The 21,937-nt window shown below is 60.5% G+C and carries 16 protein-coding genes and 1 tRNA gene; 11 read left to right on the forward strand and 6 right to left on the reverse strand.

Annotated features, from left to right (window positions below; genetic code table 11):
• Positions 1 to 184: 184 nt before the first annotated feature.
• A complete protein-coding gene (locus BC360_RS29350) occupies positions 185 to 982 on the reverse strand; it encodes a LuxR family transcriptional regulator (RefSeq protein WP_065781093.1) in 798 nt (265 codons plus the stop codon).
• Positions 983 to 1,967: 985 nt separating this feature from the next.
• Here BC360_RS29350 and BC360_RS29355 point away from each other — a divergent pair.
• From BC360_RS29355 to BC360_RS29380, 6 genes are all read left to right on the forward strand, one after another.
• Positions 1,968 to 2,948 carry a hypothetical protein gene (locus BC360_RS29355; protein WP_065797840.1) on the forward strand — a complete coding sequence of 327 codons (981 nt, stop codon included), beginning with the start codon at positions 1,968 to 1,970 and terminating at the stop codon, positions 2,946 to 2,948.
• Positions 2,949 to 3,106: 158 nt separating this feature from the next.
• Positions 3,107 to 5,269 (forward strand): hypothetical protein, encoded by a 2,163-nt coding sequence (locus BC360_RS29360; RefSeq protein WP_065797841.1) that lies wholly within the window; start codon positions 3,107 to 3,109, stop codon positions 5,267 to 5,269.
• Positions 5,270 to 5,292: 23 nt separating this feature from the next.
• Entirely contained in the window at positions 5,293 to 7,740 is a 2,448-nt protein-coding gene (locus BC360_RS29365; RefSeq protein ID WP_139110255.1) for a type I secretion system permease/ATPase, read from the forward strand.
• A 2-nt stretch (positions 7,741 to 7,742) separates the two neighbouring features.
• Positions 7,743 to 9,092, forward strand: coding sequence for an HlyD family type I secretion periplasmic adaptor subunit (locus BC360_RS29370; RefSeq protein WP_065781096.1), 1,350 nt, complete (start codon positions 7,743 to 7,745; stop codon positions 9,090 to 9,092).
• A gap of 169 nt (positions 9,093 to 9,261) precedes the next feature.
• The gene (locus tag BC360_RS29375) at positions 9,262 to 9,756 is read left to right on the forward strand and encodes a hypothetical protein (RefSeq protein WP_065781097.1); all 495 of its coding nucleotides are present in this window, start codon (positions 9,262 to 9,264) and stop codon (positions 9,754 to 9,756) included.
• Positions 9,757 to 10,029: 273 nt separating this feature from the next.
• On the forward strand, positions 10,030 to 11,688 hold the full coding sequence (locus BC360_RS29380; RefSeq protein WP_065797842.1) for a GNAT family N-acetyltransferase: 1,659 nt from the start codon (positions 10,030 to 10,032) through the stop codon (positions 11,686 to 11,688).
• 135 nt (positions 11,689 to 11,823) lie between these two features.
• Here the strand turns inward: BC360_RS29380 and BC360_RS29385 are convergent, their stop codons facing one another.
• Positions 11,824 to 12,117 (reverse strand): DUF2218 domain-containing protein, encoded by a 294-nt coding sequence (locus BC360_RS29385; RefSeq protein ID WP_065797843.1) that lies wholly within the window; start codon positions 12,115 to 12,117, stop codon positions 11,824 to 11,826.
• Between the two features lie 93 nt (positions 12,118 to 12,210).
• Positions 12,211 to 13,149: a siderophore ABC transporter substrate-binding protein gene (locus tag BC360_RS29390; protein ID WP_065797844.1), complete on the reverse strand. Its 939-nt coding sequence runs from the start codon at positions 13,147 to 13,149 to the stop codon at positions 12,211 to 12,213.
• Between the two features lie 288 nt (positions 13,150 to 13,437).
• On the opposite strand from BC360_RS29390, the gene BC360_RS29395 reads away from it, so the two are divergent.
• From BC360_RS29395 to BC360_RS29410, 4 genes are read left to right on the forward strand one after another with little or no spacing between them, the layout of a single operon-like run.
• Entirely contained in the window at positions 13,438 to 13,692 is a 255-nt protein-coding gene (locus tag BC360_RS29395; protein WP_065781101.1) for a hypothetical protein, read from the forward strand.
• A gap of 9 nt (positions 13,693 to 13,701) precedes the next feature.
• A complete protein-coding gene (locus BC360_RS29400; protein ID WP_065797845.1) occupies positions 13,702 to 14,652 on the forward strand; it encodes an ABC transporter permease in 951 nt (316 codons plus the stop codon).
• Positions 14,642 to 15,610 carry an iron chelate uptake ABC transporter family permease subunit gene (locus BC360_RS29405; RefSeq protein ID WP_065797846.1) on the forward strand — a complete coding sequence of 323 codons (969 nt, stop codon included), beginning with the start codon at positions 14,642 to 14,644 and terminating at the stop codon, positions 15,608 to 15,610. Before BC360_RS29400 ends, BC360_RS29405 begins: the two co-directional genes overlap by 11 nt.
• Positions 15,607 to 16,365 carry an ABC transporter ATP-binding protein gene (locus BC360_RS29410; RefSeq protein ID WP_065797847.1) on the forward strand — a complete coding sequence of 253 codons (759 nt, stop codon included), beginning with the start codon at positions 15,607 to 15,609 and terminating at the stop codon, positions 16,363 to 16,365. Before BC360_RS29405 ends, BC360_RS29410 begins: the two co-directional genes overlap by 4 nt.
• A gap of 10 nt (positions 16,366 to 16,375) precedes the next feature.
• Here BC360_RS29410 and BC360_RS29415 read toward each other — a convergent pair whose 3' ends face one another.
• Both BC360_RS29415 and BC360_RS29420 read right to left on the reverse strand, forming a co-directional pair.
• Entirely contained in the window at positions 16,376 to 19,474 is a 3,099-nt protein-coding gene (locus BC360_RS29415) for an efflux RND transporter permease subunit (RefSeq protein WP_065797848.1), read from the reverse strand.
• Positions 19,471 to 20,631, reverse strand: coding sequence for an efflux RND transporter periplasmic adaptor subunit (locus tag BC360_RS29420; RefSeq protein ID WP_065797849.1), 1,161 nt, complete (start codon positions 20,629 to 20,631; stop codon positions 19,471 to 19,473). Before BC360_RS29420 ends, BC360_RS29415 begins: the two co-directional genes overlap by 4 nt.
• A 284-nt stretch (positions 20,632 to 20,915) precedes the next feature.
• Between BC360_RS29420 and BC360_RS29425 the strand changes: the two genes are divergently transcribed.
• Positions 20,916 to 21,515 carry a TetR/AcrR family transcriptional regulator gene (locus tag BC360_RS29425; RefSeq protein ID WP_065797850.1) on the forward strand — a complete coding sequence of 200 codons (600 nt, stop codon included), beginning with the start codon at positions 20,916 to 20,918 and terminating at the stop codon, positions 21,513 to 21,515.
• Between the two features lie 303 nt (positions 21,516 to 21,818).
• On the opposite strand, the gene BC360_RS29430 is transcribed toward BC360_RS29425, so the two are convergent.
• Positions 21,819 to 21,895 (reverse strand) — tRNA-Met (locus tag BC360_RS29430).
• Between the last annotated feature and the right edge of the window lie 42 nt (positions 21,896 to 21,937).

Consider the following 21,937-nt stretch of genomic DNA (forward strand, 5'->3'; position numbering starts at 1 on the left):
AGCCTCGCTACGCTATGCGCGGCCAACACAAATTCACGGCGGTCACCAAAGCCACCACCACAAAAGGTCACGGTAGACGCCGGAGCGTTTTGGGAAGGAGACACTCTACCCCCGCACCTATCGACACCCAAATTCGTCGATAGGCGACAAGCGGCGGAAGCGGCACTCCCGGCGCATCACGACATCAATTTTTCCAGCGCGAAGAAAACGGTCCTGCCGCGTGTTCGTCCGCATCGGTGGTAAAATAGCGCGATGCCGCCTCGGTGCGGTTTCGCACATTCATCTTCTTATAGATGTTGCGAACGTGAACTTTCACGGTGTTTTCCGACAATCCAAGACGATCGGCGATGATCTTGTTCTGGGTGCCCATGCAGATCAGGTCGAGGATCTGCACTTCGCGGGTCGTCAACCCACCCAGGCTGGCGTCTCGCCGGCGCTTTCCCGCATTGGCATAGGCGACCGCATCGGGCATCTCCGCCTGCCGGCCATAAAGCTTGGCCGGAGCAAAGGGGTCCGTCGACAGCCGTCGCAGCAATGCGGCTGGGAAATGCTCGCCACCCTTCATCAGCAGGTCGATCGCCGCAAGGCAGACATCGAGATGCAGATTGAGGGGAAGAACGCCATGGATCAACCGCTCCTCAACAAAACCGGCGATCGACGGATCAAGCTCTTCTGCATTGTCCACCACCAGCCCGATCGAGGCCTTGGGGTGGAATTCGTGAATGGTCCGCAGGATCGTGGGAAATGTCTTAGCAGACATGCGGTAGAGCATGATCAGCGTCACATCGACGAGATTGCCGTCGAGCAGATTGTCGGGATCGGAAAGGCTTACGACGTCATGCCCGGGAAACCGCGAACCGACCGCCTGCATAAGGCACTCGGCAAACAGGTCGATCTTGGCAAGCATGACAATCTTTTTCTTTTGCGACAAAGCTTTGTTGTTGTCTTCAAAATCGCCCACGTTGGAGCCTTCAGGATGCATTACGCCCTCCTTGGGTTTCCCATTTATTCTTATGGGTGCGCCAGCCTGACTTGGAGTTACGCCCATCTCAGCAAATTTATTCATAGCCAGTGAAATAGCGCGAACTCACCCCACAGACGGAAAATTCGCGCTAGCTAATGTATCGTAAAGGCAAAAGGGGTGAAACAACCCAAAAGGATTAGAAGCCCCCTGGAATCCTCCTTAAATCGTTCTAAATCGAACCATCTTTGGGGTATTCGTTAATCAAATATTCAACAACACCGCCCCAGAATGATCGAATCTACCCTCAGCCTAGACAATACGGCCGCTCCGCCTCATCCGTTTCCATCACTGGGGACGGCGCGGACACCCTCCGCTGGGTCGATATAAGCCGTCAGCAATAGCTTCCGATCTAATCGGGCTACGGTAAAATACCTAACAATACTTCCTAGTAGCTATCATCGGGGTGACATCATCCCACTCGATGGGGCACCTGACAAGCAGGCCGACGCCTGAAAGCGCTGCTGATGTACTAGGTCCAAAACGCCACCAGATGCCGATTCATAAAACTTAACAAAGTCTTGCCGATCTCGGAAACCTGTCAAACAGCGCGGAATTCGCCCAAAAAAGGGCCTTCTAGCTCCAATTGGTGTCTATCGTCGCGCTGCGTTCGGAGCCACACTTCAGCTATCGCACTCGAGTTTCGTGTGATCCGAGCCTGGTGAATGTGTGTGCGTTCAGGCTCGCGGCCCGTGTGAATGCGTAAGCGTAACAATGCGTATGCCAGTATTTTAAGACAAGAGCATTATCACACGTAATGATTGAGTGCAGGGATATGCCTGCCGCCAAGATATACTCAAAATAACACTGAAATATATCGAAACCCAACAGATGAATATCCCGCGGGAGCATCATCTGAATTTCAAGAAAAGAGCCAGCTCCGGATGAAAACCCCATAAAAGATGTAGGGGTTTCGGTGCTGGCTCCTTCTCAGGAGGAGAACCACATGTCCGCACTTCTCGACGATAGCATCAAAGCCGATGATGATCTGAAAGTCGGTGCTCTCGCCGATGGGCTGGCAACCAGTGCCGCCAATGATCTGAAGGTTGACGATGGCTCAACGAGCAATGTTGGCATTGCCAACGGCAACGACCGCAACAATTACAGCGACAGTTCGCAGGACAACGATACCCACATCAAGACGGATATCGACACCGATATCAAGACCGAAGCCAATGAAAACGGCGACAACCGCAACAATTATACCGACAGCTCGACCGACTACGACTACGATTACAAAGACAACAGCAAGGTCGAAACCGACATCGACCAGAAGAACAATGGCGATAACCGCGACAATTCCTATGACTGGGATTACGACAGCAAGGTCACCACCAAGACCGACATCGACACTGACATAAAGACCGAAGCCAACGAAAACGGCGACAACCGCAACAACTATTCGTCATCCGACAACGACATCATCACCAAATCGGACGACGACTTTGCGACGCTCAAGGACGTCAAGGACTTCGGCAATCTCGGCATCGCCGGTGGGGATCTCGCCTTCAATATCGGCGACGACTTCTCGTTCAACCTGAATGTCGACCACATCCTCAACAAGTCGCTCGAAGGCGCCGGCAACGACACCGGCTTCAGCGTGGTCCAGGCCAACAATCTTGCCGATCAGGATCAGGCCTACGACATCAAGATGAACAACAGCGGTGCCACCAACGACCTGCGCGCAGACGGCGGGCATTCGGACGGCGGCGACGGCCTGAACTTCGACACCAAGTCGGATTGGGACCTCAAGGCCGGCGACGGTATCAATGGCAGCACAACGTCTGACTCTTCGGCTGTCCTGGCAAATTCCGGCTTCCATCAGGAAATCGTCCAGGGCGCGAACCTCGTCAGCAACACCGTCGATTCGAGCGTCATCGGCGGCAATTCGCACACCACAGATGCCGGTCACGACGCCGACAGCTGATCGATCCATTTCACAAGAGAAGACCGCACCGGCCCTGCGCGGCCGGTGCGGTCGCGGAAACTTGATTTCGGATCGGTTCGTTTCTTTTTACCGGGGCATTCCTGTCTAAGCCCGCCGAAGTCTCCCTTTGATGCGGAAAAAAGGGAAGGATCGGGACGATGCAAACGGAAAGACTGAATGAAATCATTGCACATTTCATCGGCATGTTCGAAGCGGATGCCGATGAAGCACGGCTGAGAGCAAAACAGCTCGAAGGCGGCGATCTCAGGGAAGCGGTGCAGCAGGTCGACGACGGCGATGCGAAGTCGGCTGACTTTGCATCGTCGCTCCAGTTGATCGACTACGATCCCGAAGTGTTCTATCGAGCACCCTCCCATGACATTGCCGATGTGGATCTGTTCGGACGGATCCGCGGCTTCGGCGACCATTTTGCCGATGCCGTCGCCCAGTACGGCAACGCCGTTCCGGTGAAGCAGTTCGGCAGCTTCGGCCAACCGGACGGTGCGCCCGTCGAAGACAAGCTGATCGTCCACGACGGCCCCGGCTCAGTCATTGCCCATGTGGTCCAGGCCAACATGGTGCGCGACGACGACGCGCTGAACATGACGGACTCGACGGTTGCGCCGCGCGACACGACCTACGTCACCTACGAGCTCGCCGAACTGGGCGGCGAGGCGACGGCGGCCACACCATTCGCGCACTACACCCGCGTCGACACCTATGACGGCCTTTCCAAGATCGCCGACGAGCTGTCGGGCTACGCCGCTGCAAACCGACCGCCGGAGCCGCCGGCCTCAGGCAGCGACCCGGACGGCAACACCGGCACCGATCCCGGCGCCACCGCTGCGCTCGTCGAACAGCCCACCGATACGGATCCGCTCGACGACGAGATCAATCTTCCCGAGACGCTGTCCCCCGACGAATTGCCGACGGACGACAACGGCAATTTCGCCCTGGCCGCCGACAGCATCGAGGGCGTCTACGTCAACGGCTGCCGCGTCGACGAGGCCCCGGTTCTTGCCGATTTCATGCCCGATCGTGGACTGGCGCAACCGGTCGCCGATCCCGAGGGCACCGAAGTCCCGCTGCAGGAGGAAGACGATAGCAGCGACAATTCCGTTTACGTCGAAGCCGGCGCCAACATCGTCGCCAACATCGTCAGCATCGTCGAGACCGGCGTCATCGCTCCGGTGACGGCGGTGATGGGTGGCTACCACCAGATCGACGTCATCTCCCAATCCTACGCCTATGCCGACGGCGACAAGCTGGACAAGGCGCTGGGCGAAAACTCGGCCGAATCCGCCTCAAGAACGGTTGCGATGAACATCGCCGATTTCGGCCGCGAGGCCTTTCATTCCGGGTCGTCCGATGAGGAAGACGATGCCGCGCAGTCCTCGATCTTCCCGAATTCCTGGCGCGTCAGCGTGGTCGATGGGGACGTTTCCTTCGTCCACTGGATCGAGCAGTACAACTTCCTCAACGACAACGATACGGTGACGGTTACCACCAGCGGCGTTCAGACAACGGCCCTGACCGGCGGCAATGTGGTGGTGAATCTCGCATCTTTCTTGGGGGTCGGCGATCAATACGATCTGGTGATCGTCGGCGGCAGGATCCTGGATCTGAACATGATCACCCAGGTCGCCGTGTTTTACGACAACGACGATGTCAATGGCATCACCTCCGGCAACGGCATGACTGTCGACCAGAGCGGAAACCTGATCTGGAACCAGGCATCGATCCAGAACGTCGGCGCCAACGACCGCTTCGAGGCGATGCCCGACTACATCCAGAATGCCGTCGACAACATCGACGATCGCGTCAACGAACTGCCTTCGGGCTTTTCGCACGATTTCAACTTCCAGGGCTATGAAGGCCTGAACATTCTCTACATCACCGGCAACCTCTATGACGTCAACGTCATCAAGCAGGTCAGCGTTCTCGGCGATGCCGACTCTGTCAGCTATGTCGCCAACAGGATACTCAGCGACAATCCGGACGCCGAAGTCACCATTCACACCGGTGGAAACGTCGTCGTCAACACCGCTCAAATCATCGACTACGACAGCTTCGGTGAGACCACCTATGTCGGCGGCCAGGTTTATTCCGATGCCATCCTGATCCAGGCCGGCATCGTCGACAACGGCAGCTGCTCCTCGGATGTCTCGCCTAAGGGCGACCGGCTCGCCAACGAAGTGATCGCCTTTATCGGCGACGACGACACGCCATCGCACCCGACCGAAACGGTGATCGACGCCGGCAACGACATGTCCTGGTCCAACGGCCAATGGAACGACGTCATGCACACGGTGCTGGCCTAACAAGAACCCGATGGGGGGAAGGCATGAACGATCTTTCGAAGTGGCGTAGCGGTGCCGGCAGACCGCCTGCACAGGGTGAGCCGGTTCTGGAAGCGGTCGACGAGCTCGAAGCGGCATTGACCGACAAGTGCATCGCCGCGATCAACGAGGCCGTGGAAGGCCTGCGCAAAGTCGGCCTCGATATCCGCACGACACGGGAAGCCATCTCGCAACCCGAAAAAACCGCTGAGGTTCCCGCGTCCGGCGGCCACGGCGATTGCGATGCCGAATTGCTTGCCCTTACCCATTCCCTGACAAATCCGGTCCGCCATACAGAGAAGAGGCAGACCGGCTATCAGTTCGGGCCGAAGCGCGAAGGCTCGCTGTGGCAAGGTGACGAAAGCGTGCCGATACGGGAAGTCGAGCGCAAGGCAGTGCCGGCGGTAGAAGCACCGATCATCGAGGTGCCGCTTGCGAAAGCTGCGCCGACGAACGCCTTGCCGGCGGAACCGCAGGAGCGCAAGCCGCTCGATGCGCAGACGAGCCCGGTTCAACAGGAAACCACAGCCCGTCGTGGCAACGACAGCGACCCGGCCGATGAATTGAAGAACCGACCGGGTCGCCCTCTGCCGCAGACGATCGACAACGATCCAGGCCCGCTGAAGGAGAACGACCGCCGCCCGACGGCCCGCGATGGCGGCGGCAACAACGGCGTTCCCACCGACGGCGGTGGCGGCGGCGGCGGCGGCGACAGGCACACGTTCCACAGGCGCATGGGACCGGTCAATTTCGCCGCAAGCCTGCGCAACGGCATGGCGATCGTTCGCCGCAACATGATGATCGTCATCGCGTTTACCGTCGCGATCAACGTTCTGGTCCTCGCCATTCCGATCTATCTGTTCCAGATCTCCGACCGGGTACTGACCAGCCGCTCGCAGGATACGCTTGTCATGCTGACGATCGCCGTGCTCGGCGCCATCGTGTTGCAGGTCATCCTCGATTCCATCCGCCGTTTCATCCTGATGCGGACAGCGGTCGAAATGGAGGTCCAGCTCGGTGCGCCTATCCTAAGTGCGGCCGCAAGAGCGTCATTGCATGGCAACGGTCGCGACTACCAGGTGTTGAGCGACCTTCAGCAACTGCGCTCCTTCATCGTCTCCGGCACCTTGATCTCGTTCCTCGATGCCCCGCTGATGCCGTTCTTCGTCGTGGTGGTCTACGTTATCCAGCCGCAACTCGGCCTGATCGTCATCATGTGCTGCGTCGTCCTGTTCGTGATCGCCTATCTCAATCAGAAAGCGACGTCGCAGCCCTTCAGCGAGGCCAACGCCTTCCTCAGCCGCGCCAATTTCCATCTGGATTCGATGTCGCGCAATTCGCAGATCATCAACGCGCTGGCGATGATCCCCGAAGCGGTGAAGATGTGGGGCCGCGAAACGGCGGGCTCGCTGAAATCGCAGGTCTATGCCCAGGACCGCAGCATCGTCTTTACCGGAGCCTCGAAGGCGGTGCGGATGTTCACCCAGGTTGCCCTGCTCGGCTGGGGCGCACACCTGTCGATGGACGGGCACCTGACCGGCGGCATGGTCATCGCCGCCTCGATCATCGCTGGGCGCGCGCTGGCACCGGTCGAAGGCGCGATCGAGGGCTGGAACCAGCTCAACCACTCGCGCGCCGCCTATGGCCGCATCAAGCAGTTGCTGGTCAATTCACCGTTGAACTTCCCGCGGCTGCGCCTGCCGAAACCGGAAGGCCGGCTTGATGTCGAACGCATCCTCTTCGTGCCGCCGCCGCAGAAGCGGGTGATCCTCAACGGCATTTCCTTCTCGCTCAACAAGGGGGAGTCGCTCGCGGTCATCGGCAATTCCGGCTCCGGCAAGACGACGCTCGGCAAGATGCTCGTCGGCTCGATCATGCCGACCTCAGGCAATGTCCGCCTCGATCTGATGGACTTGAGAAACTGGGATCAGCGGCAGTTCGGCGAAAGCATCGGCTATCTGCCGCAGGACGTGCAGCTCTTTCCCGGCACCATCAAGGCCAACATCTCGCGCATGCGCGACGATGTCGAGGACAACACCATCTTCGAAGCGGCGGTGCTCGCCGACGTGCACGAACTGATTGCCTCGTTCCCGCAGGGCTACGAGACGATCGTCGCTGCAGACGGAGCGCCGCTCTCCGGCGGTCAGAAGCAGCGCATCGCTCTGGCACGCGCCTTCTTCGGCAACCCCAAATTCGTGGTGCTGGACGAGCCCAATTCCAATCTCGACAGCAACGGCGAAGCAGCCCTTGCCCGCGCCTTGGTGCATGCCAAGAAGCAGGGCATCACCACCGTCACCATCACCCAGCGCCCCGCTTTGCTGCAATGCGTCGACAAGATCATGGTTCTGAGCGAAGGAACCGTCGCCATGTTCGGCGCGCGCAACGACGTGCTTGCGGCCATCGGCGCCAAGCCGAAGGACGAAAAGTCCGCACCCCGTATCGCCGGAGAATGACCATGAGCCGCGAGAAAAAGAATGCTGCCGAAGAACATGCGGTGGAGTGGTATTCGGAGGTACCGCGATCGATAAAGCTGCACAGCATGGCCGGCCTCGCCCTGATCCTCGCGTCGTTCGGCGGCTTCGGTTACTGGGCCTTTTCCGCACCACTGGCGGCCGCGATCATCGCCCAGGGAAGCTTCGTCGCCAACGGCAACAACAAGATCATCCAGCACCTCGAAGGCGGCATCATCGAGCAGATGCTGGTGGCGGAAGGCGACAAGGTCAGGACCGGCGATATCCTGGTCAAGCTCGACCAGACACCGTCGCGCGCCAACGAGCGCGCGCTCAACCTGAAGCGGCTGCGTCTCGAAGCGGTGGTCGCTCGGCTACGGGCGGAAGCCCTCGGTAGCGGCACGTTCAAGATTCCCGACATTGTCAAGGAAGGGGCAAACGATCCGGATATCCATGCGATCATCGAGAGCCAGAACGTCAACTTCCACAGCAAGAAGATCAAGCTCGACGACCAGCTGAACCTCATCGAGCAGAACATCAAGTCGCTGGAGTTCCGCGCCAAGGGTTACGAACGCCAGCAGGAATCGTTCAACAAGCAGCTGGACATCCTCAACGAGGAACGCGCCGCCAAGAGCAAGCTTGCCGAAGGCGGCCTGATCAAGAGATCGGAACTGATGGCGCTCGACCGCGCTGCTGCCGACGCCATGGGCGAGATCGGCAGGCTCGACGCCGAGGTCAAGGAGAGCCTGTCGCAGATCGACCGCTATCGCCAGGAGGCGGTGATTGCCATCAATGCCAACAAGCAGGCAGCGCTCGATGGACTTGAAGCCGCCGAAGCCGACCTCGACGGCGTGCGCGAGCAGCTGCGCGAGGCAAGCGAGGTCCTTGGCCGCGCCACCATCCGCTCGCCCGTCGACGGAACCGTGGTGCGCAGCTATTTCCATACCGCCGGCGGCGTGATCGCGACCGGCAAGCCGATCATGGAAATTCTGCCGGCCAACGTGCCGCTGATCATCGAAGCGCAAGTGTTGCGGACCTCGATCGATCAGTTGCGGGTCGGCGAGGACGCGACGATACGCCTGTCGGCGCTCAACCGCCGCACGACGCCGGTGCTGAACGGCAAGGTCTTCTATGTCTCGGCCGATTCCGTCGAAGAAGTCAGCGGAGGCCAGCAGCGAGATGTCTATATCGTTCGCGTCGAGGTTCCCGTCAGCGAGATCCATCGCGTGCATGGCTTCCATCCGGTGCCGGGCATGCCCGCCGAAGTGCTGATCACGACCTCGGAGCGCACATTCTTCGAATATCTGACGAAGCCGATCACCGACAGCATGTCGCGAGCCTTCAAGGAAACCTGAGACGAAGCGGGGAGGCTGACGATGACGTCGGCGCACGATAGGAGCAGACTGCAGGTTCCGGCTTCTTGCCCGCTGTCTCCCGCCGTCTTGAAGACTGGATTATTTCCTTCAGGATGGTCTTCGCCGGTGATGGCAGCGTGCGATAGGTCGCAGACAGGGGAGACGTTTGATGGCAGCGATACACGAGGTGCTTTTGCTTGTCGGCCGCCTCAACTACGTCTGGACCAATACCGAAAGCCTGCTGATCTACATCATCGCCCACCTGCTGAATGTCGACAAGGAGCAGGCGATCGTGGTCTTTCTGACCTTGAACACCACGCGCGCGCGCATCGATCTGACCGAACGCCTGGCCAAGCTGCCCGCCACGCCCGTCGACACGCGCGACAGCGTTCTTTCGATCATGGATCGGCTGAAACAGCAGTCGAAGATGCGCAACAAGTACAACCATTGTATCTACTCCTTCGACGAGCAGGGCGAAATCTCCAGCACGCAGCTGATGCGTCTGGTCGAGGGCGACAAGGACATTCGCTACGGCAAGGTCGAGCAGCTGGACGCCCGCGAGCTGGAGCGGCTCGAAGCCGCCATCCAGGAGATCACCGAGATCAGCAAGAGCCTCTGGGCCTTCATTCGCTCGCGGCCAAATTTCGACGAGCGTTCGATCTAGCGCCGCATGCACGATCGCCAACGCCGGCAAACGATGCATTCGGATAATATGAATTAGTACAGCCGGGCTATGGATTGACTAATACCTAAGGTCATTTTGAAAACGAACGATCCGGACATATGCTTTTAGAAAAGTATTTATCTGTTGCGTACCGGGGGCGTTATGAAAATAGATATCTTTGACACTTTGGAAGAATTTGAGAAAATTCACGAAGATTGGGATCGGATATACTTGGAAGATCCCGAAGCTCACCTTTTTCTTTCGTGGGGGTGGTTGCAAAAGTATCTGTCGCACCGCCACCGCTGGTTCGTTCTCGCGCTGAAGCAGGAAGACGATGCGCATTACTGCGCCTTCATGCCATTGAAGGTGTCTACCTACCAGGACGAAAAGACCAAGCTCTTCTGTGACGAAATCCGAATGGCAGGCAATTACGGCGCCGACTATACCGGTTTCCTGTGCCGGCCCGGCCTGGAGGACGAGGCGGCCGATGCCTTTTCCGCTCATATCGGCAAGGAGAACTGGACGACCCTCACGCTCGACTATTTCTATACCGCCTCGTCCCGGCTCGACCGCCTGCTCGGCGCTTTTCCCGAAAGCCAGTTCGTGCAGACCAGCAACGAGCGCAGCAATGCTGACAACATCGACAATACGATCTGCCCCTATGTGAACCTGCCGGAAAGCTGGGAGGAATATCTCAGCACGCATATGAGTGCGCAGACCCGACAGAAGCTGCGACGCTTCGTGCGGATGGTCGAGGCCTCATCCGATTACCGCATTACCCACGCGACGAAAGAGACGATCGAAAGGGACCTCGACACCCTGTTCCGGCTGTGGCGCATCAAGTGGGCGGAGCGCAAGGGCAGCAAGGTCGACCGTCTGATCACCCTGACGCGGGAGATGTTGCTCGACGCCTTTAACCAGGGCACGCTCGACGTGCCCGTTCTGTGGTATCAGGACCGGCCGCTCGGCGTGCTTGCCAATCTGCTCGACCGGCAGAAGCAGACCATTCTGTTCTACATCACCGGCCGCGACGAGACATGGACGACCCCTTCCCCGGGCCTTCTGCTGCACGGCTTTGCCATTCGCGATGCGATTGCCGAGGGATATCGGGTCTACGATTTCCTGCGTGGCGACGAAGACTACAAATATTCCTTTGGCGTCGAGGAACGCCGCATTCGCAGCATGCTTGTCCGAACCCTGTCCGGTCGCAATCTGCGCAATTGTCTCAACCCGCGCAGCATCGAATATGTCTACGAACGCGCCGTGGAACTGCACAAGCAGGGGCGATTGGACAAGGCGGAACCCGGCTATCGGCAGGTCATCCACACTGCACCGAGCCACGCGCGCGCCCGCTACGGCCTCGCCCAGCTTTTCGACGACAAGGGCGAACACGACGAGGCGGAATATCTCTACAGAGGCTTGCTTGCGACGATGCCGGGTGCCGGCAAGATCCAGCATCGCCTCGGTGATAGCCAGATGGCGCAACGGCACTATGCCGAAGCGGCCGAGACCTTCGAGGCCCTGCTCGCTCGCCATCCGCTCCTGAGCCTCGTGCGCTACAAGCTCGGCGTCGCGCTCTGCGCGACCGGCCGAGGCGAAGAAGCCCTCAGCATCTTCACAAGCTTCGAGGATATCCTTTCCGACGATCCGGACCACATGCGCTGCAAGCTGAAGGCGCAGGCAGCCGTCATACGACTGAAGGCAGCCATGCAAACCCTGCAACAGGACGAGGTTCCCGAACCGGCGCAAACCCCGGTATCGATCGCCCCACCGCCCAGGGTCCCGGTGCCGCCGAAGCGAACGCTTGACGCCTCCGTGCGCCTGCCGACCACGCCGCCCCTGCTTCAGCCCTCTTTGCCATCGGGCATATCGGCGCACCTGCAGGCACGGCCAAACAAACCGGGCGACGCCGGCTCACGAAGCAAGCACTGAAGCAGGTCGCTACAGCGCGCGTCTTATCAGACGTGCAAAGGTCGCTGTAGCACCTTGAATTGCTGCATGTTTTTGTCCTTAAAGCGGATACGATTTAAGGAAACATACCGTAGGGCCTGCATGGCGGCCGACCACTCATTCGGCGGTTTCGGTCCAGTCGAGCGCCTTCAGTTGCTCGCGAAATGCGAAACGGATGATGTGGCGCTCGATCACGTCCTTGCATTCCGCCAGCGCCTCGGCATCCGGCGATTCCGCGACGAACGACAGCCGATCTCCACGGGCCGTCATGCGCGCGGTGCTCGCTCCTATCGTCGCAACCGAATCCGTCTCAGTGTACTCGACCGTCGTCTTGTGCGCGAAATGCTTGGACATCTGCTGCAGGTATTGCGACGCGCGCTCGGTGGTAAAACCGCTCGTGGCTTTCAACATGTTCTTCTCCACACTGCATGGGGACCGATCGGTAGGCAAAGACAGGACAAAGGGCGGCATGATCGCTCCTGACGCCCTCTGCCAAATTTCAGCTTACTTCTTGCTCAGCGCTTCCGTGAGCTGATCGACGATATCCTGTTCGGACTTCAGGCCTGAACTCGTCAGGTAGAGTTTGGCGGAATCGAGATAGACGACCCGCTCATTCTTCCAGGCCTTGGTCTGGCGCACCAGCTCGTTGTCGAGCAGGGCTGCTGCCGGCTGGCCCTCCTGGCCGATCGCCGCGTCGCGATCGACGACGAAGATCCAGTCCGGATTGGTCTCGAGGATGTATTCGTAGGAAACGGCCTGGCCGTGCGTCGCGACCTGCAGCTTCGGGTCCGCCGGTTCGACACCGAAGATGTCGTGGATTTCGCCGAAACGCGAACCCTTGCCATAGGCGCTGATCTTGCCGCCGGTCGTCAAGAGCACGAGGCCGGTGCCGGCGCCCTTTGCAACGCCGCGCAGCTTTTCGATCGAGGCGTCGAGCTTCTCGGAAGCTGCCTTGATCTCCGCTTCCTTGCCGAAGATGAGACCGAGAATGGCGGCATTCTTCTTGACGCTGCCGATCAGGTCCTTGTCATCAGAGGTCAGGTCGATGGTCGGAGCGAGCTTGGCAAGTTCGGCATATTTCGACTGCGAACGGCCGCCGACGATGATCAGATCAGGTTCAGCAGCATTGACCGCCTCATAGTCGGGCTCAAACAGCGTACCGATCTTCGGAAAGTCGTCGGACTTGTATTTTTCGAGGGAGGGCGGGATCGCAGAACCTGGAACACCGGCCACGGGAACGTCGAGCATATCCAGGGTCTCGAGCATGCCGAAGTCATAAACCAGCACCGTCTTCGGATTCTTTTCGACATCCGTCGTGCCGCTGCTGTGCTCGATCTTCAAAGTTTCAGCGCTTGCGGCAGGCGCCAGAGCCAGGACGGCAGCGACAGCAACACTACGAAGACCATTAGAAACCAGAGATATATTCATGACTTTTTTCCTCATCTTTTTGATCGTCCTAGCGCGATTTTCCAAAGAGGGCAACAAGACCGTTCAACGTCCTGCAGAAGTGATCAGGCAATGCGAACCTAAGAACCTGCACGGGGAAAAGCAGAAATTCCGTTCCTGGCTCCAGTCATTTCGGGCCATTGCAGCGCTCCGCGCGATGAAACTTGACTAACGATGTCATATATATGATTGAGGCCCAGTCCGGTGCCTGACCGGAGAGGCTCTCGCGATGCGGAGGCATACGCGAACGAAACATGTCTCAAGTTGCTCGGAGGCGACGGAAGAATGAACGGCAGCCAGCCGGCCACGAAAAGCCATTTTCGGCCCGACATTGATCTTCGGGCAAGCGCCGGCGGGATGTCGAACAGCACGCGGCTGGCGGCTTGCAGCCGGCTTTCGCGTCACGAAAGGCTCGAGGTGACGCGCAACGCGCTGGAGGAGCGCGGCACGATCATCGCCCGGGCTGCCTCTATCGCCACCGACACCACGACGGCCTTCAAAAGGGCGTATGGGGTTTCGCCGAAACACCGGCGCGCGTAAGACCGATCGATGAAACCACTTCTGATTGCCATTCCCGTCATCCTGCTGCTTGCCGTCATCAGCGTCCTGACCGGCGTCGGCAGCCTCGCCTCCGGGCTTGGCGGCGATGGGCGCGGCTGGCTGCTGATCGTCGAAAGCCGGGTACCACGCACCCTGGCGCTGATGCTGGCCGGAACCGGCCTCGCCGTCGCCGGTACCATCATGCAGATGCTCGCCCGCAACCGTTTCGTCGAACCCTCGACCGCCGGCACAGCGGAATCGGCTGCCCTCGGCATGCTGCTGACGATGATCTTCGCACCGGCCCTGCCGGTTGCTGCGAAGATGGCCGTCGCGGCGCTCACGGCGCTGGCCGGCACGGCGTTGTTTCTCAAGATCCTGCGCCAGATCCCGCTACGCTCGGTACTGATGGTGCCGCTGGTCGGGATCATGCTCGGCGGCGTCATCAGCGCGATCACCACCTTCGTCGCCTATCGCTACGATATGATGCAGTCGATGGGTGCGTGGATATCAGGAGATTTCTCCGGCGTGCTGCGCGGTCGCTACGAGCTGCTATGGATCGCCCTCGTCCTGACGCTGATCGCCTATGTCACCGCCGCCCGTTTCACCGTCATCGGCATGGGCGAGGAGATCGCCCGCAATGTCGGCCTCGACTACAACAAGGTGGTGACGCTCGGCCTTGGCATCGTTTCGATGGTGACGGCCACCGTCGTCGCCACGGTCGGCATGGTGCCGTTCCTCGGGCTGATCGTGCCGAATGTCATCAGCCTCGTCGTCGGCGACAATCTCCGGCGCACCCTGCCGCTGATCGCCGCCACCGGCGCGGGGCTGGTGCTGGCCTGCGACATCGTCGGCCGCGTGATCATCGCGCCCTATGAGATCCCGGTCGGAACCGTCATGGGCGTCATCGGCAGCGTCGTCTTCCTCTATCTGCTGCTTTCGAGGCGCGCCCATGCAGGCTGACATCAAAAGGGCCTCGCCCGCCGGCATGCTGCTCGTAACGGCAGCGCTCGCCCTGCTGTCGATGCTGGCTTTCATGACGCTCGGCGCCAGGGGAAGCTGGGCATTCATCCTCTCCTTTCGCGGCACCAAGCTCGCGGGCATGGTTCTCGTCGCCTATGCGATCGCGGTCTCGACCATCCTGTTCCAGACGATCTCCGGCAATCGCATCCTGACACCATCGATCATCGGCTTCGATGCGATGTATGCGCTGCTGCAGACGGTCATGATATTTTTCCTCGGAGCAGCCGGCGCCACCGCCGTCGACCCGCGGTTTCAGTTCGTCATCGAGACGGCGGCAATGGTCGGCTTTTCCGTGCTTTTGTTCCGGGCGCTGTTTTCCGGAGGCACCCGCAGCCTGCATCTCCTGATGCTGGTCGGCATCATCCTCGGTGGGCTGTTCCGCAGCCTCTCTTCCTTCCTGCAGCGCATCCTCGATCCCAATGAGTTCGTGGTGTTGCAGGACCGCCTGTTTGCCAGCTTCAACACCGTCAACGCCGGCCTTCTCGGCATTTCCGCCATCGCCGTCTCCGCCGTGACCTTCGTTCTCTGGCGGCTGTTCCCGACCTTCGACGTGCTGTCACTCGGCCGCGAAAGCGCCATCGGCCTGGGTATCGACCATCACCGCACCGTCACCATCCTGCTTGTGCTCATCGCCGTTCTCGTGTCGGTCTCCACGGCGCTCGTCGGCCCGGTGACCTTCTTCGGCCTTCTGGTCGCCAGCCTTGCCTGGCAGATCACGCCGACGGCCAGCCATCGCTTCGTGCTGCCGATCGCCGTGTGTCTTGCCATCGTCACGCTCGTCGGCGGCCAGGTGATCCTGGAGCGCTTGCTCGCCTTCAACACCGCGCTCAGCATCATCATCGAATTCGTCGGTGGTCTTGTGTTCATCTTCCTGCTTGTTCGAGGCTCCGCCCGATGATCGAAATTCGTGACGTGACCAAATCCTACGGCAGCAACGCGGTCGTCGACCGGGTCTCGATGACGCTGCCGGCCGGCGGCCTCACCTCGATCATCGGTCCGAACGGCGCCGGCAAATCGACGCTGCTGTCGATCGTCAGCCGCCTTATGCCGATGGACGAGGGACAGGTTGTGATCGACGGTCTCGATGTCAGCCGTACCGCTGGCGACGTGCTCGCCCGGCGCCTGTCGATCATGCGCCAGGACAACCACATCACGGCGCGCCTCAGCGTGCGCGACCTCGTCGCCTTCGGCCGCTACCCCTATTCGAAGGGGCGCCTGACGGCGGTCGACGTCGAACATATCGAGCGCTCGATCGCCTATGTCGGTCTGCAAGCCTTTGAGCACCGGTTCCTGGACGAGTTGTCCGGCGGCCAGCGCCAACGCGCCTTCATCGCCATGGTGCTCTGCCAGGATACCGACTACATGCTGTTCGACGAGCCGCTCAATAACCTCGACATGAAACATGCCGTCGAGACGATGAAGCTGCTCCGGCGGCTGGCCGACGATTTCGCCAAGACGGTCGTCGTCGTACTGCACGACATCAACTTCGCCTCCGCCTATTCTGACCGCATTGTCGCCATGCGCGGCGGCAAGCTCGCCTTCGAAGGTGCACCGAAGGACATGATCGAGCCGTCGCGCCTGCAGGCGATCTTCGACGTCGACTGCCGCGTTCACGCCGTCGGCGAAAAGCGGCTCGTCAACTATTTCGAATAGGCTGACCGGTTCAATGGGAAGAGCCTGATACGAGCGGGCTGCCGCTGCGCGCCGCATCGGCGATCTTGTCCTCGTCGGTCACCGACGACAGACGCTTCAACCGGCGGCCGAGGCGAACGCTGACATCATCCATCACCGTGAACATCACCGGCACGAAGACGAGGCTCAGCATCGTCGAGGTGATCAATCCTCCGATGACCGCGATCGCCATCGGTGCACGGAAGGATGCATCCGCACCGACGCCGATCGCCGCCGGAACCATACCGGCAACCATGGCGATCGTCGTCATGATGATCGGGCGTGCGCGGGTCGTGCCCGCCGTCAACAGGGCCGTACGTCGGTCAGCCCCGTCGTTCCGGCAGACGATCGCATGATCGACCAGCAGGATCGAATTCTTGCAGACGATGCCCATCAGCATCAGGATGCCGATGGTCGAGGAGAGATCGAGCGCCGCACCAAAGAGGATGAGCGCCAGCGCAGCACCACCGATCGACAACGGCAGGGCAATCAGGATGGTGATCGGCTGCAGGAAGTCCTTGAAGAGGAGGACGAGCACCGCGGCAACCATCAGGATGCCGGCAAGCAAGGCGAGCGCAAAATTGCGGAACATTTCCGACATGTATTCGGCTTCGCCGTAATTCGCCTGGGAAACCCCCGCCGGCAGCTTGGTCATGGCCGGCAAGGCAGAAACTGCCTCAAATGCCGTGCCGAGCGTGATGCCGTTCAGATTGGCTTCGACCGCCATCAGACGCTTGCGGTTGAGGCGCTCGACACTGCCTTCCTCCGCGCCGAAGGAAATGTCAGCGACGGACGTCAGCGGTACCAGCTTGCCGGAGTTGGTACCGACACGCAGGCTGCGCAGCGTGTCGAAATCCGCCCGTGCGGTTTCGTCGAGCATCACACGGATCGGCACCTGCCGGTTGCCGAGATTGAACCGCGCCGAATTGCTTTCGCTGTCCCCCATCGTGGCAATGCGCGCCACTGTGCCGATCGACGTCACCGAGACACCGAGACGGGCAGCCTCGTCGAGGCGAGGCTTCACCAGCAGCTCCGGTGACAACAAGGGCTCGGTCGACTGCACGTTGACGAGGCCCGGCATCGCGCGCATCTCCTTTTCGAGTTGGCGCACCGTCTGGGTCAGCGCCTGCGGGTCGTCGCTGGTCAGATAGATCGACAGATCCTTCGCGCCCTGTTCGGAAGCAAAGGTCGCCTGGATGTCCGGCGTCTCCGCAAGCAGCGGCCGCAACGAAAGCTCGAATGCCTTGCGGCCGAGCTCACGCTCCTTGCGCGGCCGAAGCTTGATCAGCAGGTCGACCCGGTTGAGGTTGTCGGCGGTCGCAAGGACGCTGTCGACCTCCGGCCGTTCTTTGATCTTTCGCGTCAGTTCATCCGAGACGCGCGCCGTTTCCTCAAGCCGCGTGCCCGGCGGCAAGGTGACCCTCAAGGTCGAGAGATTGCTGTCGCTCGTGGGTATGAAACCGGTCGGCAGCATCGTCAGAAGCGCGATCGAGCCGACAAAGATCAGGGCAACGATGGAAAGCGCCGTCTTGCGGTGATCCAGTGTCCAGCCCAGCAGGCGAACATAAACATCGCCTATGCGTGAACGCTTCGCCTCATGGCCGTGCCCTGCCCTCGGGCGAAGCAGATATGCCGCCATCAACGGTGTCAGCAGGCGGGCAACCGCCAGCGAGAACAGCACAGCGATGGCGACCGTCAGACCGAACTGCTTGAAATATTGCCCGACCGCGCCACCGATGAAGCTGACGGGCGCAAACACGGCCACGATCGTCAGCGTCGTTGCGACGATCGCAAGCCCGATCGCGTCGGCGGCATCGATCGCGGCAAGGAACGGCCGTTTGCCCATGTCCACGTGCCGCTCGATGTTTTCGATCTCGACGATCGCATCATCGACCAGGATGCCGATGACGAGCGTCAGCGCCAGCAGGCTGATGCTGTTCAAGGTGAAACCGAGCAGATCCATGACCATGAAGGTCGGCAGGATCGATAGCGGCATGGCCAGCGCCGAGATCACCGTCGCGCGCCAATTTCGCAGAAACGCAAAGACGACCACGACCGTCAGCGCCGCCCCTTCCAAAAGGGCCGTCACCGCCGCGTCGTAGCTCTCCTTGGTGTATTCAACCAGCGAGATCAGTTCCTTGATCTCGATACCGGGCGTGCGCGCCTGGATTTCCGCAAGCCGCGCGGCAACGCGATCGGCAACGACGGTATCGCTCGCGCCCTTGCTGCGCGACACCGAGAAGCTGACGACGGGTTCGCCGTCGAGCCGGGCAAAATTGCGCGGTTCGGATGAGGTGTCCTCGATCGTCGCCACGTCCGAAAGCTGAACCCAGCGGCTTCCGGAAATCGGTATCGACAGCCGCGAAAGCTCCTCGACAGAGGTGGCACTGCCGATCGTGCGGATCGATTGCTCCCGCCCGCCGATTTCGCCTCGCCCGCTCGGGACATTGGTATTGAGTTCGCGCATCGCGGTATTGACCTCGTCGGCGGTGACGCCGAGCGCCAGCAGGCGCTCCGGATCGAGCGACACGCGAACTTCGCGGTTGACGCCGCCCAGGCGCTGAACCTTCTGGACGCCTGGCAGCGTCAGAAGCTCGCTGTTCAAGGTGTCGTCCACGAACCACGACAGTTCAACCGCGGACAGGTTCGGCGCACGCACGGTGTAGTAGACGATGGCGCTGCCATCGACATCGACGCGCGACACCACCGGCTCCTGGATCGACTGCGGCAGGTCGGAGCGGATCTGGGCGACCGCTTCACGCACGTCATTGGCGGCGCGGTCCGGGTCGGTACCGATCTTGAACTCAACCGTGGTCGTCGACACACCGTTGGTGACCGTCGAGCGAATGTGATTGACGGCGACCAGACCGGCAGCCACCCCCTCGACACGCCGTGTGACCTGCGTTTCCAATTCCGCCGGCTGGGCGCTCGGCTGGGTGATGGTCACGGTCACGACAGGAAACGACACGCTCGGGTTGGCGTTGACGGGCAGGCGCAGGAACGACGCGATGCCGACGAGGGTCAAAACCACGAAGAGGACGATCGTCGGAACCGGCTTGCGGATCGCCCAGGCGGATATGTTGCTGGTCATTTCTGCACGCCTGTCTGAGTGGGTTCAACGTCCTTGGTGGCGACGGCCTCGCCCTCGCGAAGAGACACACCGGCCTTGGCAACCACGCGCTCGCCGGCATCGAGGCCCGACACGATCTCCACCTTGCCGTTCTGGCGCATGCCGGCCTGGACCGTCTTGCGCTTGACCCGCCCGTGTTCGACGGTGAACACCGAGGGCATTCCATCCGCTGTGCCGTAAAGCAGCGCCGAATCGTCGACCATGATCGCCGAACGTTCGGCAACGACGATTTCGGCCCGTCCGAACGTTCCGGCATACGGCGGCTTGTCGGCCTTCAGCGCAATCTTGGCCGTGCCAAGTCGCGTCTCGCTGTCGATTTTCGGATTGATCACCCGCACATGGCCCTCGATCGCGCCCGTGCGCCCGGAAAGCTTGACCTTCACCTTCTGACCTACGGCAAGCAGCGGCAACTCGCTCTCCGGGATTTCGGCAGCAAGCTCGATCTCGCCGTCGCGGATCAGGCGCATCAGCGATTCCGATCCGGCCAATGCACCGGCACGGGCAAGGCGTTCGGAAACGATGCCGGCGGAGGGCGCGACGATCACGGCGCGCTCGAGCTTGCGGCGCGCCTCCGCATAAAGCGCCTGGGCCTGCGCATCGTCGGCGCGGGCGACCTTGACCGCCTCGATCGCGATCGCCACTGCCGAGATCCGCTCCTCGAGGAACGTCTCGGCCTTCAGGTGGCGCAGTTGGCGGGCGCGGTCGAGCTTCTTTTCCTCCTGCCGGACGGTCTCTTCCTGTTGGGCAACCGCCGCACTGGCGCGGGCGACGCGCCCTTCGGCTTCCCGCAGGAGGTTTTCCAGCATCTCCGTTTCCAGCCGGGCAAGAACCTGGCCTGCAACCACCCGATCGCCGATCTCAACCTCGACCTTGGCAATTCGCTGCTCGGTCAACGTCGTGCCGACGGCAATCTCTTCGCGTGCGACGAAGATGCCGGCAAAGGACCGCATCCATTTCTGCGGCTGCCGGTTGGCAACAAGCGTCGAAACCGTGCGGGTTTCGGCTGCGGCATCGGCGTTGACCGACGCTGCAGCCTCGTTGGCAAGCGCCTGGCCGGCCGTGGCGACAAGCGTGAACGTGGCGACAATTGCTGCGCTCAGAACTGGGGAACGTCTCATTCTGGTTGGCTTTCGCTGGCGGGAACGGACACCGGGAACCCGTTGGGTTCGCGTGGCGTCGACAATTCCCTGATTAAGGCGCTCAGAAGAAAATTATTTATTCGATTAGTCAATCTAATAATTTCATCAGCTGAACACGTCAACAATAAGGCGGTCGCATACAAGCATTGCGGGAACATGGCGTCTCGGGCGACTAGGCCGCTTCCATTGACTCTGCAAGGCCTGCGCCGCATATGAGATCGATCAGTCTATTAAATAAAAATGGACCGTTGGGGAGAATGACGATGCGCAAGATCGACCCGGAGAAACATGCCGCAAGGCGGCAAGTCATTCTCGATGCCGCCATCTCCTGCTTTTCGCGTAAGGGGTTTCACGGCACGTCGACCGCGGAAATCTGCGCCGAGGCGGGTATGAGCCCGGGCAATCTGTTCCATTATTTTCCAACCAAGCATGCCATCATCGCCGCGATCGTGGAGGAGGAACGTCAAGAAACAGCGGAGTTTTTCCGTGAACTCCATGAAGCGCCGGATCTTTTTGCCGCGCTGTTGGGTTTCATGGACGTTGTTCTGGGGTTGGCGGCCGATCCGGTCTATTCCAGTCTGGCGCTGGAGATCGCCGCCGAGGCCATGCGCGACGAACGCATCGGCGAACTTGTTGCGGCGAATGACGCTGAACTGCGCACTGCCCTCTCCGCTCTGATCAAAGCCGCACACGAACGCGGACAGATTGACGCCGCGATCGATCCCGAGGGCGGCGCACGCTGGATTGCAGCGATCATCGACGGCGTCTTCGGGCGCATCGCCGTCGATCCAGGGTTCAAGCCGCTCGACGAGGCGCCGATGCTGCACCTGCTGCTGACGCGTTTCCTCCGTCCGACACGTTGAGCGGTCAACATTGTAGGCACAGGGAATCGCGGCATCAAGCGGCCGTCAAACCGGAGGGGTCCGTTTGTGCTAGCCGTGTGCTAGGGTATTTTGAATGCAAAAAGGGCTCCGATTTTCCTCGAAGCCCTTTGATATTGCTCGTAAACTTTGGGTGCGAGGGCGTGCTTTGGGGATTTTGTCCCGCTGCGCCGGCGTTGGCCTGCTGGCGGGATGCTTTCGTGGCGCTCAACTGCCCGGCCTGTTGGGCTCCAGAACGTCAAAAAGCCCGCGGACATTGCTGTCCTGCGGGCTTTGTTTTTGATTTGGTTGCGGGGGCAGGATTTGAACCTGCGGCCTTCAGGTTATGAGCCTGACGAGCTACCGGGCTGCTCCACCCCGCGCCATCTAGGTAAACCGCGTGAGCGGTTTATCCGGTCAGCGCA

It is taken from the genome of Ensifer sp. LC163, from assembly GCF_001695855.1.
GTDB lineage: Bacteria > Pseudomonadota > Alphaproteobacteria > Rhizobiales > Rhizobiaceae > Ensifer.

Bases quoted from the DNA above. Each gene is read 5' to 3' on its own strand.
- BC360_RS29350 (WP_065781093.1), bottom strand. From the start codon at position 982: ATGCATCCTGAAGGCTCCAACGTGGGCGATTTTGAAGACAACAACAAA.
- BC360_RS29355 (WP_065797840.1), top strand. From the start codon at position 1,968: ATGTCCGCACTTCTCGACGATAGCATCAAAGCCGATGATGATCTGAAA.
- BC360_RS29360 (WP_065797841.1), top strand. From the start codon at position 3,107: ATGCAAACGGAAAGACTGAATGAAATCATTGCACATTTCATCGGCATG.
- BC360_RS29365 (WP_139110255.1), top strand. From the start codon at position 5,293: ATGAACGATCTTTCGAAGTGGCGTAGCGGTGCCGGCAGACCGCCTGCA.
- BC360_RS29370 (WP_065781096.1), top strand. From the start codon at position 7,743: ATGAGCCGCGAGAAAAAGAATGCTGCCGAAGAACATGCGGTGGAGTGG.
- BC360_RS29375 (WP_065781097.1), top strand. From the start codon at position 9,262: ATGGCAGCGATACACGAGGTGCTTTTGCTTGTCGGCCGCCTCAACTAC.
- BC360_RS29385 (WP_065797843.1), bottom strand. From the start codon at position 12,117: ATGTTGAAAGCCACGAGCGGTTTTACCACCGAGCGCGCGTCGCAATAC.
- BC360_RS29390 (WP_065797844.1), bottom strand. From the start codon at position 13,149: ATGAGGAAAAAAGTCATGAATATATCTCTGGTTTCTAATGGTCTTCGT.
- BC360_RS29395 (WP_065781101.1), top strand. From the start codon at position 13,438: ATGAACGGCAGCCAGCCGGCCACGAAAAGCCATTTTCGGCCCGACATT.
- BC360_RS29400 (WP_065797845.1), top strand. From the start codon at position 13,702: ATGAAACCACTTCTGATTGCCATTCCCGTCATCCTGCTGCTTGCCGTC.
- BC360_RS29405 (WP_065797846.1), top strand. From the start codon at position 14,642: ATGCAGGCTGACATCAAAAGGGCCTCGCCCGCCGGCATGCTGCTCGTA.
- BC360_RS29410 (WP_065797847.1), top strand. From the start codon at position 15,607: ATGATCGAAATTCGTGACGTGACCAAATCCTACGGCAGCAACGCGGTC.
- BC360_RS29415 (WP_065797848.1), bottom strand. From the start codon at position 19,474: ATGACCAGCAACATATCCGCCTGGGCGATCCGCAAGCCGGTTCCGACG.
- BC360_RS29420 (WP_065797849.1), bottom strand. From the start codon at position 20,631: ATGAGACGTTCCCCAGTTCTGAGCGCAGCAATTGTCGCCACGTTCACG.
- BC360_RS29425 (WP_065797850.1), top strand. From the start codon at position 20,916: ATGCGCAAGATCGACCCGGAGAAACATGCCGCAAGGCGGCAAGTCATT.